The 15,800-nt window shown below is 63.7% G+C and carries 15 protein-coding genes and 1 pseudogene; 8 read left to right on the top strand and 8 right to left on the bottom strand.

The window, feature by feature from the left end; translation table 11 throughout:
* Positions 1-517: 517 nt before the first annotated feature.
* The 3 genes and pseudogenes from OKW44_RS27170 to OKW44_RS27160 form a co-directional block, all read right to left on the bottom strand.
* A complete protein-coding gene (locus tag OKW44_RS27170; RefSeq protein ID WP_113062031.1) occupies positions 518-2,245 on the bottom strand; it encodes an outer membrane protein assembly factor BamB family protein in 1,728 nt (575 codons plus the stop codon).
* 233 nt (positions 2,246-2,478) lie between these two features.
* The gene (locus OKW44_RS27165) at positions 2,479-3,612 is read right to left on the bottom strand and encodes an ISAs1 family transposase (protein ID WP_280783726.1); all 1,134 of its coding nucleotides are present in this window, start codon (positions 3,610-3,612) and stop codon (positions 2,479-2,481) included.
* An 82-nt stretch (positions 3,613-3,694) separates the two neighbouring features.
* Positions 3,695-4,294: pseudogene (locus OKW44_RS27160) on the bottom strand (NAD-dependent epimerase/dehydratase family protein); the annotation flags it as partial.
* A gap of 144 nt (positions 4,295-4,438) precedes the next feature.
* Here OKW44_RS27160 and OKW44_RS27155 point away from each other — a divergent pair.
* Positions 4,439-5,287, top strand: coding sequence for a TetR/AcrR family transcriptional regulator (locus OKW44_RS27155; protein WP_018418214.1), 849 nt, complete (start codon positions 4,439-4,441; stop codon positions 5,285-5,287).
* Between the two features lie 46 nt (positions 5,288-5,333).
* Entirely contained in the window at positions 5,334-6,470 is a 1,137-nt protein-coding gene (locus tag OKW44_RS27150) for an enoyl-CoA hydratase/isomerase family protein (RefSeq protein ID WP_026225418.1), read from the top strand.
* Positions 6,471-6,534: 64 nt separating this feature from the next.
* Here the strand turns inward: OKW44_RS27150 and OKW44_RS27145 are convergent, their stop codons facing one another.
* Positions 6,535-6,960, bottom strand: coding sequence for a hypothetical protein (locus OKW44_RS27145; RefSeq protein WP_018418212.1), 426 nt, complete (start codon positions 6,958-6,960; stop codon positions 6,535-6,537).
* A gap of 168 nt (positions 6,961-7,128) precedes the next feature.
* Positions 7,129-7,269 carry a hypothetical protein gene (locus OKW44_RS27140; RefSeq protein ID WP_162633894.1) on the bottom strand — a complete coding sequence of 47 codons (141 nt, stop codon included), beginning with the start codon at positions 7,267-7,269 and terminating at the stop codon, positions 7,129-7,131.
* 226 nt (positions 7,270-7,495) lie between these two features.
* Here OKW44_RS27140 and ssuD point away from each other — a divergent pair, with 226 nt between their 5' ends.
* The 4 genes from ssuD (at position 7,496) to OKW44_RS27120 (ending at position 10,861) form a co-directional block, all read left to right on the top strand.
* A complete protein-coding gene (ssuD, locus tag OKW44_RS27135) occupies positions 7,496-8,656 on the top strand; it encodes an FMNH2-dependent alkanesulfonate monooxygenase (protein WP_018418210.1) in 1,161 nt (386 codons plus the stop codon).
* A 74-nt stretch (positions 8,657-8,730) separates the two neighbouring features.
* Positions 8,731-9,579, top strand: coding sequence for an aliphatic sulfonate ABC transporter permease SsuC (ssuC, locus tag OKW44_RS27130; RefSeq protein WP_018418209.1), 849 nt, complete (start codon positions 8,731-8,733; stop codon positions 9,577-9,579).
* Positions 9,576-10,595 (top strand): ATP-binding cassette domain-containing protein, encoded by a 1,020-nt coding sequence (locus OKW44_RS27125; RefSeq protein WP_018418208.1) that lies wholly within the window; start codon positions 9,576-9,578, stop codon positions 10,593-10,595. Before ssuC ends, OKW44_RS27125 begins: the two co-directional genes overlap by 4 nt.
* Before the next feature lie 50 nt (positions 10,596-10,645).
* On the top strand, positions 10,646-10,861 hold the full coding sequence (locus tag OKW44_RS27120) for a TOBE domain-containing protein (protein ID WP_008922916.1): 216 nt from the start codon (positions 10,646-10,648) through the stop codon (positions 10,859-10,861).
* A gap of 35 nt (positions 10,862-10,896) precedes the next feature.
* Here OKW44_RS27120 and OKW44_RS27115 read toward each other — a convergent pair whose 3' ends face one another.
* Entirely contained in the window at positions 10,897-11,157 is a 261-nt protein-coding gene (locus OKW44_RS27115) for a hypothetical protein (protein WP_084753968.1), read from the bottom strand.
* A 241-nt stretch (positions 11,158-11,398) separates the two neighbouring features.
* Here OKW44_RS27115 and OKW44_RS27110 point away from each other — a divergent pair, with 241 nt between their 5' ends.
* Both OKW44_RS27110 and OKW44_RS27105 read left to right on the top strand, forming a co-directional pair.
* Complete coding sequence (locus OKW44_RS27110) at positions 11,399-11,596, top strand: hypothetical protein (protein ID WP_018418206.1); 198 nt, start codon at positions 11,399-11,401, stop codon at positions 11,594-11,596.
* A gap of 147 nt (positions 11,597-11,743) precedes the next feature.
* Positions 11,744-12,037 carry a DUF6566 family protein gene (locus OKW44_RS27105; protein ID WP_429411904.1) on the top strand — a complete coding sequence of 98 codons (294 nt, stop codon included), beginning with the start codon at positions 11,744-11,746 and terminating at the stop codon, positions 12,035-12,037.
* A gap of 176 nt (positions 12,038-12,213) precedes the next feature.
* On the opposite strand, the gene OKW44_RS27100 is transcribed toward OKW44_RS27105, so the two are convergent.
* Both OKW44_RS27100 and OKW44_RS27095 read right to left on the bottom strand, forming a co-directional pair.
* Positions 12,214-12,483 (bottom strand): hypothetical protein, encoded by a 270-nt coding sequence (locus OKW44_RS27100; RefSeq protein ID WP_018418204.1) that lies wholly within the window; start codon positions 12,481-12,483, stop codon positions 12,214-12,216.
* Between the two features lie 527 nt (positions 12,484-13,010).
* The gene (locus tag OKW44_RS27095; protein ID WP_018418203.1) at positions 13,011-15,461 is read right to left on the bottom strand and encodes a glycoside hydrolase family 15 protein; all 2,451 of its coding nucleotides are present in this window, start codon (positions 15,459-15,461) and stop codon (positions 13,011-13,013) included.
* Positions 15,462-15,800 lie beyond the last annotated feature (339 nt).

Genomic DNA, 15,800 nt, shown 5'->3' with positions numbered 1-15,800 from the left:
GTATGTCTGGTTGAAGAGCTCCGGCGCGCGAAAAAAACGGCGATCAACTCACCAAAAAATATCTGAACGCAGAGGCTGCGCTGGATGTGAAAAATAACGCGTGAAAAGCGGGTTGTGCAGACCTTCCTAAACAATTTTTCATGCGATTGCCCTGCCATGCGACCCACGCCACCGAGGAAACGCGGGCATCCTCCCAGTCTTGAGCGCCCTCGACAGAACCGGCCATGGAGACGACATGACTCCGGTTACATGGACACCCCAAATCAACCTTATGGCGTCCACTTTTCGGGGGACCAGATCATCAGCGACAGGTGTCTGACCATGGTGAATGACGCTGACTAGGGTTCATTGGATTGGCGACGTATGACTTGTCTGTGATGGGTGACGCAAGGATTACGCCATAAACTTGCAGACCGATTCCTCCCGGTGACAGTGCGGAGCCCGTTAGCAAGCTATTCGTGCTTCCTGCGGTCGGCGCCGCGCGGGCTACGGCCACGGTCGTGGCGAGCGGTATTCGCTATAGACCGAAGGCACGAATCTTGTGATCGCTGCCGCCCGCAACGAACAGCTGTCCGTTCACGACGGTCGGCGATGCGAAGATGCCCCCGGTGATCCGGTCAGCCGGCGCTAGGCTATCGGTGCTCCAGAGTACATTTCCAGTCGTCGCGTCCAAGGCGAACACCTGGCTTGCGACGCCATCGGCGTAGTACACGACGCCGTTTGCGACGATGGGCGAAATGGCGGGGTTGTTCTTCGTCGCGTTTGCGCCGATCGGCTGCTGCCAGGCAAGGCTGACGGAACAGTTGCTGCCAACGGCCAGCGCGAGGAGCCCGTGGTTGTTCAACGCGACAGGTGAGTCGGACGGCGCCGCGACGTAAAGTTGGTTCAACACCGGATCGAACGCAGGCTGGCCGATGTTGACGCCGGCACTCGAACTCTGGGCAATCGCCAACGTCTGGATGGGGCCTGACTGCTGGATGGTGGCCCGGTTATAGATGAACAGGTTGCCGCTCTTTTGGTAGGCCGCAAGCATCGTTGGGCAGCCGGGACGCTGGAACAGCACCGCCGTCGCACCGAAGTCCACGTCTGGCACAGCAACGCTCGGAGCGAGCGGCGAGTTGGACGCGGCCGCCGCCAGCGTTGGGGTTAGCTTGACGACGTGTTCTGCGAACCCGGCATTTTCCGGATTGGCGAAAGCGTTTCCCGTTAGCGCGTAGACGACTGTCCCGTCAGGCGGGATCGATACGCCTCCCGCACCCCAGATGCCGCCCCCTTCCGGCCCGTTCGCACCGGTCGGGTACCAGCGTTCCAGAATCGTCGGCGGGTTGCTGGTCGATACGTGGACGAGCTGTCCATGGTACGGCCGGGTATCGCACGGGTCGCCGGCCGTAGCGACGTATAGCGAGGTGCCGATGATCGCGGGGCTGCCGTAGACGAACGTCCTCGGCCAGGAATTCGCCGCGTCGGGAATAGGCAGGTTGAAGCCGGGCGTATCCGCGCCGGTTGCGAGGTTGTATGCGTGCAGGTAGCCTCTGCCGCTCACGATGTATAGCCGGTTGGTGGAACGGTCGATGGTGGGCGTCCCCATGAAACCGGCGTTGCCGCCCGACAAGGCCAAGTCCTCGCAGCTGGTTTGCACGGCAGGCACGCTTTGTTGCCAGATGATGGCCCCGGTGGAAGCGTTCAGCGCGAACGTGGTCCCCAGCAGCGTCGCCGCATAGACGACATCGGTCAACGTGCCGTTGATGTTCACGCCTGTAGCCAACGTCGGCTGAGTCAGGATGGCGCCGCCAAGGTCGGTCGCCCAGTGCGTCACCAAGCCCTTGCGCACAGTGGTCGGGTTAAGCACGGTCTCGACGGGGTTGTTCCCGGTTCGCTGCATGTCCATGCCGAATGTGGGCCAGTCGGTCGCCGTGAAGGACGAGGCAGCCGCTGCTCCGGGTGTCCGGGCTCGTGTCGCGGCGCTCACAGCCGCAGGCGCCTGGTATGGCGCGTTCGCCGTCAGCGTCGGACCCTGACCGCCGGGGACGCTGGGCGGAAGGTGGCCGTTCACGAAATTCTGTTGGCTCACCGGCGATCCATCGAGCGCACTGGCGGGCGGCATGTTCGGTTTGGCGGACGAACCCGAGGGGCCATGAGGCGGCATTGGAGAGGTTTGCGCGAGCGCGCTTAAGCCGGCAAAAATGGCGAGAATCATAGTGGCGACCCGCTCAACCTTCTTAAGACCGGCGTGTGCGGTGGTCATGGGGACACCTTCGGGGACGTGGAGTTGGTGCGCTTATCGTGTGAAGACAGCACACCGACGGCTTTTGGCCATAGCACCCTTGCTTAAGACCCGCTTCAGCGTGCGGGTGGCGGTGGCGTTACAGACAGGAAGAGCCCAAGAAGAGCTCGGGAAGGACGGCACGCCAGCGAATATATCTTAGTATTCCGTCATGCGAAATTCAAACGCATGGGCTGGCCGCCAGGGCAATCGCATCAAGAGACCTGCATTCCTAGCACTCGAGCCCGATAGTGTTCATCGAATCCGGCCTTGAGCCGCTTGTTCTTTATGCCGACCTTGGTGGCTTTGTCAGCGCGCAGTAGATTCGACACGATGCGGCGCAGGATCGCGAAGTTTTGTGCTGCATTGTCCACCCGGGCACGACATTGATCCTTGCCAAAGGCGACATCGAGCACCCAATGCATGCTGTTTTCGATGGCCCAGTGGGCGCGTACCGCCTCGTTGATCCGTTTCGGGTCAGCGGGCAGGCTGTTCACGTAGTAGCGCCGTTCCAGCGAAACGCGGCCGTCGATCTCGCGGGTGGCCTCCACCATCGCCACCGAACGCAGGCCGGCCCATTTGCCGTCCTCATCCAGCCAGTCAATCATGTCGGTCGCAACGCACCGGCGCGTCTCGATTCTTCCGTGCACTTTCTTGCCTGTCTGACAGTGCTCAGCGAAGCGCACGCTGCGCAAAGACTGTGTGCGCTGTGCATCGAACAGCTGCACGATTGCTTCATGCAAGGCAGGCTGATTGCCTTTGACCGCAAGCACATAGTCGGCACCTCCAGCCACGAACTTCGCCGCGATCTCCCGCTGGCAACCCATCGCGTCGATCGTCACGATCGCACCCTTGAGCAGCAAGGCATCCAGCAATGCCGGGATCACGGTGATCTCGTTGCTTTTGTCGGCAGTCCTCACCTGACCCAAGGTCGCCCCCAACGCGCCGCAATAGGCCGATACCAGATGGATCGCGCTACGCCCCATGCCGTGCGAGCGCCGTACCGTCTTGCCGTCAATTGCCACCACCTGGCCCGCGACTGCAGGACAGATACCGCTTACCCACCGCACAAAGCAAGCCTCGAACTGCCGCGCATCAAGCGCTGCGAATACGCGCCCGAACGTGTCATGCGAGGCAATCCCGTTGCGCAGCGGCAAGTACCGGCGCAGCCACTCCAGTTGTCCTTGCCCCCACAAAGCGATCCCCACCCAGCCGTCGGCACCTGACAAGATCGCCGCCAGTGCAACCACCAGCATTTCCGTCAGATCATGCTCCGGGGTGCGTACACGCGGATCCTTCAGGTCCCCAAACGCGTCTTGCAAACTCAACGGCTCGTATTCGTCGTCCACACCACTCCCGGCTCTTGGCAAAACCAAGAGTTAACGCTTCTTCGCAGCAGTTTACAACGCCCATTCGTAACCCATTGCGGGTAAACAATTTTTCGTGCGATTGCCCTGGCACCTGCGCGCGCTTGCCGGTAGCGGCGCCAACGAAGACACCGTGCAACAGGCTGCGCTCGACCCCCGGTCCGTAGAAATCGGGCAGTCGCAATACCAGCGTTTCGAGACCTTTCTGGCCATGCGCGGCCAGCACGAGCTTTTCCTGTTCGAGCCGCATGCGGCCCTTGAACGTGTGTGGCTCGCGCGGATGATCTTCTCGGACCGGGTTGCCGCGCGCGCGGCCATACGGATACACGGTGCCGATCAGAATGAAGCGCTCGACACCGGCGGCCGTCACGCCAGCCAGCGTTTTCTCCATCAACGGCGGGTGCTGCGCGAACTGATCGTAGGGCACGCCGACGAGGTAAATCACGGTCTGCAGACCGGCGGCCGCGGCGCGGATCGAGGCGGGGTCGTCGGGGTTCCAGGTGACGATCTCCGCGTGCGGGTCGTCACCGAAAGTCCGTTGCAATACGTCGCGCGAGCGGCCGACCACACGGTAATCGCGGCCCGCCGCGCCAAGCGCCGTCGCGATGCTTTGACCCGCAGCGCCTGCTGCACCGAATAAACCGACCTTTCCCGTGGCTTGCATGACGACGCCCTCAGATGGCGGCGCGACATCGTCGCGCCCTTGTGGCCGCTCGATTTGACAGACGAACATTTACTTAACATCGTTCAGTAAACGATGTTAAGTTTAAATTGACTTTTCAGTTTGTCAATCTGAAAATTGCGAGTCATGGGAATCACCGAACGAAAAAACCGCCAGAAGCAGGCACTGCGCGAACGCATCCTCGATGCCGCGCGGCGCATCGTCGTGGGCGAGGGCTTTGCCGCGCTGTCGATGCGCAAGATCGCTGACGCGATCGAATATTCGCCCGCCACGTTGTATCTGCATTTCGCGAGTCGCGACGACATCGCGCGGGCCTTGTGCGCCGAAGGCTACGCGCAGTTGCTCGCGACCTTCGTGCCGCTCGAGCAGATCGCGGATCCCGCCGAACGGCTGAAGGCGCTCGGGCGCGCGTACGTCGCGTTTGGCGCCGAGCATCCTGAAACGTACCGACTGATTTTCATGGAGGACCCGAGCTATACCGGCGCGGCGCTCGGTGGCGGGGTGGGCACTGGCAAACACCAGGGCCACACGGGCGACACAAGCGCGAACGCCGGGACCGGTGGTTCAACCGCCTCCCTGGGCAACGCCGCCGGCGGCGTTGCCGACGACGACCCCGGCGACGCCGCGCTGCGCATCATGATCGACGCGCTCGACGAGTTGCGAGCAGCGGGGCGTCTGTCGGCGTCGGTCGCATCGATGGAGCCGGCCGTCTGGGCCGAGGCGTTGTGGGCGAGTCTGCATGGCATCGTCGCACTGAATCTCACGTGCCCGGTGTTTCCGAGCGTGCCGCTCGAGACGCTCGTCGGCGTGACGCTCGACGCATGGCTCGGTGTGCCGCAAGCCGTGGCGGCGGGCGCATCTAACAGCGTCGCAGTCCGCGGCAAAAAAACCGTCGCACGGCGCCACGCCAGGTCGGCCGGCTCCACGGACCCGGCCCCCGAGCTCCCCACCAAACGCAAAGCGGCAGGCCCGTGATAACGTTCAGTTCCACCTCATGCCGCGCCGCCGCGCCCAGTTCTCCATGTCCACGTCCGCCTTGCCCGCCACTAGCGACGAAATCGCGACCCACGTAGCCAACCGCATCGGTCTCATCGAACTGGAGCGGCCGAAAGCGCTGAACGCGCTGTCGACCGGCATGATCCGGGCGATCCACGCGGCGCTCGACCAGTGGCGCGAGGACCCCGAGGTACTGGCCGTCGTCGTGCGCAGCCGGCACGAGCGCGCGTTCTGCGCGGGCGGCGACATCCGCTACATGTACGAAGCGGCGCAAACCGGCGACCAGGAGGCGCGCGATACATTCTTCAGCGAGGAATACCGGCTCAATCACGCGATCTTCGTGTATCCGAAGCCGTATATCGCGTTGATGAACGGCATCGTGATGGGCGGCGGCATGGGCATTTCGCAGGGCGCACATCGCACCGGCGGCCTGCGCGTCGTCACGCAATCGACGAAGATGGCGATGCCCGAAACCCGTATCGGCCTCTTTCCGGATGTCGGCGCGAGCTGGTTTCTCGCGCGCACGCCCGGCGCGATCGGCCGCTATCTGGCGGTGACCGGCGAGACGATCGGCGCGGCCGACGCGCTGTACGCGGGCCTCGCCGATGCCTACATCGACGACGCGGCGTTGCCCGCGCTCGTCGATAGGTTGAGCCGCGAACCGTTCGAGCGCGGTGCTGATGTGGTTGCGTGCGTCAAGCGCGAGACGCTCGCGTATCAGGTCGCGCCGCGGCCCGAGGAGAGCGCGCTCGCGAAGGCGCGGACATTGATCGACCGGCATTTCGCGCTGCCCGACGTCGCGCGGATACTCAAGTCGCTCAACCGGGAACGCGAGCGAGGTGGCGACACGGCGGACTGGGCCGAGCAGACGATCGCGGTGCTGCGCGAGCGCTCGCCGCTGTCGATGGCGGTCTCGCTCGAAGTGGTCACACGCGCGGAAGGGTCGATGGCCGACGTGCTGCGCACTGATCTCGATCTGACGCGCTCGAGCTTTCAGCGCGGCGATACGGTGGAAGGCATTCGCGCACGCATCATCGATAAGGACAACGCGCCGCGCTGGCGTTTCGCGCGCATCGAGGACGTCAACCGGGCCGATGTGGAGCAGATGTTCGACAGCCCGTGGCCCGCGAACGAGCACCCGCTGGGCGCTTTGCGCGGGTGAACGCGCGGCCTCACGAACCCGCCCGCGCGAATCTACGCGTTGCGCGAATTCATGTTCGCCGCGCTTATTCCTCTGCCTCGCTCGCCATGAACGCGCGCATGAACACGAGCGCACCCCAGCCCCACATCGCGTTCGCCGTGAAGCCCACCGCGAGCCGCGGCAGCATGTTGCCGCTCGGCCAGATGCCGCGCAGCGGATCGACGACGAACACGCTCGCCGCCGTCAGCACGATGCCGCCGAACACGAACGCGGGTACCCACGGCGCGCGCCGATGCGGCGCGACGCGCAGCAGCCAGACCATCAGCACGGCCCAGCACGCGCTCCAGATTGCGTTCGCGATGAACTCAGGCAGGCCGAGCGGCAAAAACGGCGCGGTCGAAAAACCGCTGGGGTCGATGATGCCGGCGGCGTGCATCAGCGCCAGCGTCGATTCGCGAAAGAACAAAGAAGCCAGAAAACCGGCGACGAACGGCAGGATAATTTTTTGCATGCATTGCACCGGCAACGTACAGGCGACGCGGACCGCAAGACCTGTACCGGGTGATTGGAAACGAGCGCCATTATATCGACCGGGGTTGGGCGGCCGGGGCCGCGTGTATAAAGCGCAACAACCGTATGCGGTAGCACCGCGCTAATCACGGAAGCGGAAATCCTAAGCTCAAAAAAATCGTTCAAAAGCCGCGGACCGCTCCATAGACTGTTTCCTCATGCAGACGGCGCGGGTGTCGCCGTCATCCGATAAATCGAGCGCATCACGCGCACGTTGGTCGAGGAAAGCCGTCGCAATGTCGAGCCTCACGCCGAATCTCCGTTGTCGCAGGGCCCGCGCGCGGTCGTGTTCGCGGTGTCGTCCGCCAGGCACCTAGCCTTCATCGATTTGACGCAGTTGCCGATGGCCTGAGTCCATCGTCCGTTTCTCAATCCTTCAACCCGTCGCAGCGCCTTGCCGGTTGCCGGCTCGATGCGCGCGGCCGGCGCTCGCGCTCACCGTTTTCATTCCGTCAAGAACAGGCAGGAGCACCAACATGAATGTGTTCTGGTTCATTCCGACTCACGGCGACAGCCGCTATCTCGGTACGTCCCAAGGCGCACGCGCATCCGACTACGACTACTTCCGGCAGATCGCCGTCGCCGCCGACACGCTCGGCTACGAGGGTGTGCTGCTGCCGACCGGCCGCTCGTGCGAGGACGCCTGGGTCGTCGCGTCGAGCCTGATTCCCGTGACGCAGCGGCTGAAGTTCCTCGTCGCGATTCGCCCGGGGCTGTCGTCGCTGGGACTCGCCGCGCGTATGGCGGCGACGTTCGACCGGCTGTCGAACGGGCGTCTGTTGATCAACGTGGTGACGGGCGGCGACGCGGCGGAACTGGCCGGGGACGGCGTGTTCGTCGATCACGACACGCGCTACGAAATCACCGACGAATTCCTGCATATCTGGCGCAAGCTGCTCGCCGCGTCGCACAGCAATCAAGCGATCGATTTCGATGGCAAGCATTTGCGGTCGAAGGGCGGCAAGGCGCTATATCCGCCGGTGCAAAACCCGCATCCGCCGCTGTGGTTCGGCGGCTCGTCGGCGGCCGCGCACGATATCGCGGCCGAGCACATCGACACCTATCTGACGTGGGGCGAGCCGCCCGTAGCGGTCGCGAAGAAGATCGCCGACATTCGCGCACGCGCCGCGGCGCGCGGTCGACAGATTCGCTTCGGCATCCGTCTGCACGTGATCGTGCGCGAGACCGAGGAGGAAGCGTGGGCCGCGGCCGACAAACTGATCAGCAAGCTCGACGACGAGACGGTCGCGCGTGCGCAGGCCTCGTTCGCGAAGATGGATTCGGAAGGGCAGCGCCGTATGGCCGCGCTGCACGGCGGCAGGCGCGGCGGGCGCGAGCAGCTCGAGGTCTATCCGAACCTGTGGGCGGGCGTGGGGCTCGTGCGCGGCGGCGCGGGCACCGCGCTGGTCGGCAGTCCGGAGCAGGCGGCCGCGCGCATGAAGGAGTACGCGGCGCTCGGCATCGAGACGTTCATCCTGTCGGGCTATCCGCATCTCGAGGAATCCTACCGTTTCGCCGAACTCGTGTTTCCGCTGCTGCCGCAACGCTTCAGCAAGCTTGCCAACGGGCCGTTGTCGGGGCCGTTCGGCGAAATCGTCGGCACCAGCTATCTGCCGAAGGTGGCGAGCGCGAGTTGAGCGCGCGCATAGCGTAGGTCGCGCGGCTTGCGCGACACGCGCACGACGATCGACAGGCAAGGAGAAAAGCCAACATGAGTGACACCACTTTGAGCGCGGGAACGGGGGCAACTCCGCCGCCCGCGTCCACAACGCGCGCTGCCGCGCTGCGCCGTTTCGGCTCGCACCTGCTGCCGTGGCTCGCGCCGATCGCGATCCTGCTCGCGTGGGAAATCGCCGCGCGCAGCGGTGCGCTGTCGACGCGCGTGCTGCCCGAGCCGCTCGCGGTCGTGAAGGCTGCATGGTCGCTGATCCAGTCCGGCGAAATGTGGGCCGACGTGAAGGTCAGCGCCTGGCGCGCGGTGTCGGGCTTCGCGATCGGCGGCGGCATCGGTCTCGTGCTCGGACTGGCGACGGGTCTCTTCAAACCCGCGGAAATCGTGCTCGATTCGACCGTACAGATGATCCGCAACATTCCCGCGCTCGCGATGATTCCGCTCGTGATCCTGTGGTTCGGCATCGAGGAACAAGCGAAGGTGTTCCTCGTCGCGCTCGGCGTGTTCTTCCCGGTCTATGTGAACACGTTTCACGGCATCCGTTCGATCGACGCGAACCTGATCGAGATGGCGCGCAGCTATGGCGTCAAAGGTTTCGCGCTGTACCGCCACGTGATTCTGCCGGGTGCGCTGCCGTCGATTCTGGTCGGCGTGCGTTTCGCGTTCGGTCTGATGTGGGTCACGCTGATCGTCGCCGAGACCATTTCCGCGCAATCGGGCATCGGCTACATGACGATGAACGCGCGCGAATTCCTGCAAACCGATGTGGTGGTGGTCGGCATTCTGCTGTACGCGGCGCTTGGCAAGCTCGCGGACATGCTCGCGAAGAGCCTCGAGCGCGTGTCGCTGCGCTGGCATCCGGCCTATCAGCGAGGAGCAAAAGCATGAGCGCAACGACGCTATCGACGACGTTCGGCGGTATCGCGGGCAGCGATCTTGAGACCGAACTCGCGCAGCCGCGGCTCGCGGCTCACGACGCGAACGAGACCGCGCAGGTTGAGCGGGACGGGGCGGCCGTGGCGCATTGCGGCTCGCAACCGGGCTTGCAACCCGCCACCGCCCTGGCCCGCAGCGACGCGCGCCCCGCGAGCGACTACGCGGTGCAATTGCGCGGCGTCGGCAAGCGCTATGGCGAGCGCGAGGTGCTGTCGGGCTTCGATCTGTCGATCGAGCGGGGCAGCTTCGTCGCGATCGTCGGCCGCAGCGGTTGCGGCAAGTCGACCTTGCTGCGGCTCGTCGCGGGTCTCGAAGAAGCCAGCTCGGGTGTGCTCGAAAAGCGCGCCGGGAACGGCGGTCCGCTCGACACCCGCATCATGTTTCAGGATGCGCGTCTGCTGCCGTGGAAAAGCGTGCTGCAAAACGTGATGCTCGGCCTCGGCCGCGGCGCGCGCGACGATGCGCGCGCGGTGCTCGCCGAAGTCGGCCTGCTCGAACGCGCGAACGACTGGCCCGCGCAACTATCGGGCGGTCAGCGGCAGCGCGTCGCGCTCGCACGGGCGCTCGTGCATCGTCCGCAATTGCTGCTGCTCGACGAGCCGCTCGGCGCGCTCGATGCGTTGACGCGCATCGAAATGCACACGCTGATCGAAAGGCTATGGCGCGAGCATCGCTTCACCGCGCTGCTCGTCACGCACGACGTGCACGAAGCCGTCGCGCTCGGCGACCGGATTCTGCTGATCGAGGAAGGGCGCATCGCGCTCGATCAGCCGGTCGCGCTCGCACGTCCGCGCGCTCGGGCGTCGGCGGGCTTCGCCGCACTCGAAGACCACGTGCTGCAGCGCGTGCTGAGAAACGCGCCGAACGACGACACCCTGGCGCATCGCGCGTATCAGCCCTATGACCCGTATGGCTTGCCCGAACCCGGCCGTCTCAAGCTGCCGACCGAAGTGCGCTGGGCAGTCTGAGTTTTCCTGACAAATCGATCCGATCCGCTGCTTCTGTGGAGTTATCTGAAATGAGCATTTCCGCCATCAACGTGCGCAATCAGTTCAAAGGCAAGGTCAAGGAAATCATCCGCGGCTCGGTGGTGTCCGAGGTCGACGTAGAGACGCCGTTCGGCATCGTCACGTCGGTGATCACGACGCGCTCGGTCGACGAACTCGAACTGAAAGTCGGCTCGGAGGTGGTCGCGCTCGTGAAGTCGACCGAGGTGTCGATCGCGCGGCTTTGATGACGCTCCGCCAATGCGAGCGGCGTGCGCAACGGCTATTTCGCGTTTGCGCCGCTTGCGGGCGGCTCGTGCGACATGTGGTCGTTGGTTGGCTTCTCCGGTCGCTTGATCGGCATGTTGTCCGGGTTGCTCGAACCGCCGGCGCCCGAGGCCGCCTCGGGCGGTTTGGCCATCGGCGCATGGCTGTCCGGCGGCGCGCTGGGCGCCGTCTGCGCGACGGCGCTCGCGCCGCTCGCGAAGAGCGCCGCCAGCGTGGCGGCGGTGGCGGTCAACGTGGCCCAATTGCCTCGCTTCATGTCGTTCTCCTTCGATGTCGCGCGCCGTCTGCAGACGCGCGGCCGTGTGCACGATTAGCTAGTAGCAGGCCGCGTTCCGGGGCCGCTGCTGGCGCGTTGAGGCGTGCTCCTAACGGTCAGGCCGGTTTCAGCCGCCAATTGCCAGGCTCGACGCTCCGGGGAGCGGGCTCGTCAGGCGCGCACACCTGCATCCGCCGATGAAACTTGCTACGATGAATTGAGCATTCCGACGGAGACGGCCATGTCGAAGTCCCTGAGTCCTGAAGCGGTCGAAGCGTTGCGGCGTCTGAACGACGTCGGCGTCGGACAGACGGCGCCCGAAGTCGCGCAGTCCGTTGCGGCGGAGTTGCTGGCATGCGACCTGGTTGCCAAAGCGGGCGGCGGTGGGGTCGAAATCAACTGCAACGGCCGGCAGTATCTTTCCGGCGATTGCAACTGATCCGCTGATCGGCGGCCGGCCGCACGGCCGGTGTGAAGAGCGAGGCGGTGCGTCGCGGGTGAGTCGCGAGCAGGTGATTGGCCTGCGCGACGCTAGCTGGACGCGCGCGTCCGCCTACCCGCGATCAGCGAAACCACGGAGACGAGCATGGAGCCGAAGGGCGTCGACATGGGCGACTATCAGGCGCGCTATGGCGACTACGACATCGAGGTGGCGGTCGAACAGGTGCTGACCGGCGTCAAGGCGCATTTCCGGGTGCTGCGCGACGATTCGACGGTGGTCGACTGGCAGCTCGTGCATATCGATAGCTTGTGGTCCACCGAGCATGCGGCCGCCGAGGCGGCTTTTCGCGCGGCGCGCGCGCGAGCTGATCGATGCGGGGCTGGCGAGTTAGACGCGGATAGCCGCATCGCGACGGCAAGGGACGCCGTGTTCGGATGAGGCAAGGAAGCGGCAAGCGCACGAGACGACGGTTGCAAACCGAAGGCTACCCGGGCAACGTACCGGCTACCACGGCTGCCGTGAATGCAACTGGGCGCCGGCATCGATACTGCATGCGCGGCGCCCAGTTTGATCGCTGCCTCAGAGGCAGCGGATCTGACGGTACTGCTGGCGGCTTAGTGGCCGAAGAACACCGATTGCGGACCCGACGTGGGTTCGCTGCGCGTGCCCGATTGCGTCGACACACTATTCACGCCACCGTATGCATTCGATTGCGCGTTGGCGCGTTCCGCAGCGACGGTCTGCGCGTTCTGGCCTTGTTGCGAAGCCGGCGCGCCAACCGACGGACGGTAGTACGGTGCCGGACCATAGCCGCTGGCGAAAGCGGGAGCGGCGATCGAGGCGGAAGCGGCAACCAGCAGGGCGGCGATAAACTTGGTCTTCATGGTAGGACTCCGAGAACGGTTCGACTGCATTTCAGGAAGATGTTGCAGGAGCCAGTGAATCAGGTGTCTGCAACGTCGATGGGATGCAGTGTATACCCCTACTATCGAAAATTTGTGCCCATAATCTGAAATTACTATTCCCGCGGAAGAAACAATCGTTCAGACGTGCGCGCCGCAAGGCGGACCGGTGATCCGGCCCTATTGGCCAAGCGGTTTCTGAGAGGCGGGAGAATGCGGGAAGGGGCGATGCGGGGGTGGAAAACCGGACATACATCGTGGAAAACGCAGAAGGCCGTCAGCAAAACAAAAACGGCGTTGTGATTGCTCACAACGCCGTTTGCTTGAAATCCTTGGGGTGACACGGTGCCTACACGGCACGGTATTCAAACGGTCTTGCGAGGGATGACCATTCGCCATTCCCCACTGGGTGTTCCACTACATGAGCGACGCGGTGCCCATCGCAAGCCAGATGAAGTCGCCCGTTTCTTCACGGCAGAAGCAATGGTCTGCCTTTGACGACTCATCGCTTAGGATTGGAGGGCGACGGAAAAATTCTGCCCTTGCCACGTCTGACTCGAGGTCCAGAAAAAAGTGAATGCAAGCGATGAACCGGCCTGGGCTGCTTGCGTGACCAGGTCGACATAGTAGATGCCGACCGCCGTTGTGGTGGCTTCGCTGTCCTCCGACGAGGCCCAGTCGTCGATCGACCAGCGCAGGCGGAAAGGCGCAGCCAAAGGGATCCGAAGTGTCGTGGCGGCAGGAATCGACGGCAGCGGGCGGTTGAAGTTCCAGATTTCGATGGTGCTGCGGGCGCGCGGCGCCTGGGCAAGCCGAGGCTGATAACGGCCGGCGACGACATCGAGGCGGTCGAAGACGTGACCATCAGAAGCGGAGCGAACGAGCTTTATGTATTCGGCGTGGGCCCACGCGAGCGGCGTGGCTGAGCCCGTCGGCCCGCCGGTCACGAAGGGCGTGTTGGGCAGATCGGGCAGATCCCACACTTGCTCGGGAAGCAGACCGCGCGTTCCTGCGAACGCCTCGAGAGCGCGGATGTAGGGTGTAGGATCGCCACCGGCGGCCAATTCATAATGGCCGCGTTCGCCAGCAAGCAGCGGCCAGGGGCGCCCAACCCCGAAGGGAGAGCCGTCGTACCAGTCCTCACCGAGATTGCCCTGGCCGTAACCGTCATGGTTGTATCGATAAAAGCCCGGTCCCTGTGGCAGATTTTTTCTGATTACTGCATCGACTACCTTGATCGAGTTGACGATGATCGGATCATTCGCGGCGCGAATGCCATAGCGCACCAGCTCGAGAAAGCCTGCGTCCACGATGGTGTTTGCGTCGTACTCGTTCCTCCAGACGCTTACCTTAGCGGTGTTTGGATCTTCTGGAAAATCGAAGACGCCATTGATGTGCGTCGGCAAGATTCGAATGTAGTGCTGCGCAATGTCCGGAACCAGTGTGCCTTGCGTGGTGACGCACCATGTCTCGAGATGCGATTCCAGAAAGTCCGCGTATTCGAGCAGGAACTGGGCGGTTTTGGCGTCCGCCCATTTCGCGGCCGCACAGACCAGCGCCGCGATGTTCGATGCCAGTGTCGAAGGCGAATAGCCTTCGAGTTCTTCCCATCGTTCCTGCTGAGTCATGGGGCCGTTCTTGATCAATGCGCCTGCCGCGGCCAGCACCATTCCGGTGGGATCGAATTGACGCAGCAGACCGGCCTCGCTCAAGTGGTAGGCCAGGATGATTGGAAAGGAATATTCGTCAAGCTGCGAGGCATTGCCGGGCCACGGCTCGCCATCGATGAAAAACTTTTGCGGAAAGCTGCCATCCGCCAATTGCGATGCCGCGAGAAACATCAGTCCACGCAGCGGCGCATCCTGCGCACCCGAGGCCAGCAGCGCGAGTGCGCTTTGGCACATGTCACGCGGCCAGACCATGTGGTAGCCGGCAGCGAGGTCCCGCATCGTCTGTCCCCACGGGATGCTCAATGAAGCCACCAGTGCGCCGTCGGCCGTCTTGTCCTCATGCGCGAGCAACACGTTGCGGCTCATGTTGAAGAGCGCATTGCCATCGCCCGTAATGTTCGCCTTGGGCTCGAACGGGTCACGAACAGCGTCGTTCCAGCCCTGGTTGAACGCTTGCTTGTGGCTGTATGGGTCGGCGTGTGTGTCGAACGGGTAGGCCAGCGCCTCGGATACGGCGGTCAACGCCTTGTTGGGCGTGCTCTGCGTAATCGGCGTCGGTTCGTCGACGCAGAACGCCAGTGCCAGAACGAATTGATTTTGCCCTGCGCGGTTGATCTCTGCCGTCACGGCGACGTATCCGTCCTTTGCTGCGTCGTAGTTCCAGACCGGCAAGCGCCTGTTTGCGATGATGTCGGTCCAGCCATCGTTCACTCCCACGAAGCCGCAACTCGTCGTGCCGAAGCCGCAGTCGGCGCCCAGCGCCAGCCAGTAATGGTCGCGCGTCGCGACCAGGCGATCGCCATTTGCGGTGCTGACGCGATGCGCGGTGTTGCCAGCGCCGTATCCCGCCATGTGAGGCGCCAACAACGCGTAGACGTGCAGTTTGTTAAGGAAATCCTGGTCCCCCTGCAGTGTCGTGCGAACCAGCACGCAGGCCGAACCCTTCTCGGCGATCACGTCCTGCACGACGGTGTAGGGCTGCCCTTTCGCCTGGGATGTGAGCCGGAAGGATAGGGCGGGCGGCTCCGGCCATTCGCATCGATGGTCGAAGTCCTTCTGCGCGTCGTGATAGAAGGTCGACCCGTCGGTAATGATCAGCTGGAAGTCTCGTACCTGAGGGGTGTCGACATCCGGGAAGTAGATTTCCGTGAGGATGCCGCCTGCTGTCGTGTACCAGACCTGGCTCGACAGCGAGTACGCCGTTCCGACGGCGTCTTTGTCCGCGCGGCTCCAGTTCAGCGGATTGCCAGGTGCGCCCGGAGCCGGATTCGATTCAAGCAGATATGCCATCGCATCTCACTCCATTATTCTCTTTGCTTCGATCGATCAGAAATCAACGTGATGACCAGAAGAACGGGCATGCTACGCGTTGTAGCTATCGAGGATAGCGCTTTTGACGTGCATAGAGAGGACACGTGAGCCCGCCCAATCAGCGACAGTCCTAACAAGTTCAGAGGGACGCGTGGCGGGCGTGCCCTCCCTCGCATGCGTGTAGAAGTCCTCTTTGCGTGCGGCGCGTGAGCGTGATTACGCTGGCGCACGGATCTGTCAACTTCGCCTAAGAAGCCTCTACGGCCGACGGCAGCAAGGTGGAATGAGGAGGGAACTGGCGAAGTCGCGTACTTCCTC

This window comes from Paraburkholderia lebeckiae (genome assembly GCF_050436325.1).
GTDB lineage: Bacteria > Pseudomonadota > Gammaproteobacteria > Burkholderiales > Burkholderiaceae > Paraburkholderia > Paraburkholderia tuberum.
Note: the sequence above shows the minus strand (reverse complement) of the source record. Positions and strands in the feature narration are given on the sequence as shown.

What these genes read in the sequence shown, in the direction of transcription:
- ssuD (WP_018418210.1), top strand. Translation starts at nt 7,496, where the DNA reads ATGAATGTGTTCTGGTTCATTCCGACTCACGGCGACAGCCGCTATCTC.
- OKW44_RS27100 (WP_018418204.1), bottom strand. Translation starts at nt 12,483, where the DNA reads ATGAAGACCAAGTTTATCGCCGCCCTGCTGGTTGCCGCTTCCGCCTCG.
- OKW44_RS27150 (WP_026225418.1), top strand. Translation starts at nt 5,334, where the DNA reads ATGTCCACGTCCGCCTTGCCCGCCACTAGCGACGAAATCGCGACCCAC.
- OKW44_RS27170 (WP_113062031.1), bottom strand. Translation starts at nt 2,245, where the DNA reads ATGACCACCGCACACGCCGGTCTTAAGAAGGTTGAGCGGGTCGCCACT.
- OKW44_RS27120 (WP_008922916.1), top strand. Translation starts at nt 10,646, where the DNA reads ATGAGCATTTCCGCCATCAACGTGCGCAATCAGTTCAAAGGCAAGGTC.
- OKW44_RS27125 (WP_018418208.1), top strand. Translation starts at nt 9,576, where the DNA reads ATGAGCGCAACGACGCTATCGACGACGTTCGGCGGTATCGCGGGCAGC.
- OKW44_RS27110 (WP_018418206.1), top strand. Translation starts at nt 11,399, where the DNA reads ATGTCGAAGTCCCTGAGTCCTGAAGCGGTCGAAGCGTTGCGGCGTCTG.
- OKW44_RS27115 (WP_084753968.1), bottom strand. Translation starts at nt 11,157, where the DNA reads ATGAAGCGAGGCAATTGGGCCACGTTGACCGCCACCGCCGCCACGCTG.
- OKW44_RS27095 (WP_018418203.1), bottom strand. Translation starts at nt 15,461, where the DNA reads ATGGCATATCTGCTTGAATCGAATCCGGCTCCGGGCGCACCTGGCAAT.
- OKW44_RS27155 (WP_018418214.1), top strand. Translation starts at nt 4,439, where the DNA reads ATGGGAATCACCGAACGAAAAAACCGCCAGAAGCAGGCACTGCGCGAA.
- OKW44_RS27145 (WP_018418212.1), bottom strand. Translation starts at nt 6,960, where the DNA reads ATGCAAAAAATTATCCTGCCGTTCGTCGCCGGTTTTCTGGCTTCTTTG.
- ssuC (WP_018418209.1), top strand. Translation starts at nt 8,731, where the DNA reads ATGAGTGACACCACTTTGAGCGCGGGAACGGGGGCAACTCCGCCGCCC.
- OKW44_RS27105 (WP_429411904.1), top strand. Translation starts at nt 11,744, where the DNA reads ATGGAGCCGAAGGGCGTCGACATGGGCGACTATCAGGCGCGCTATGGC.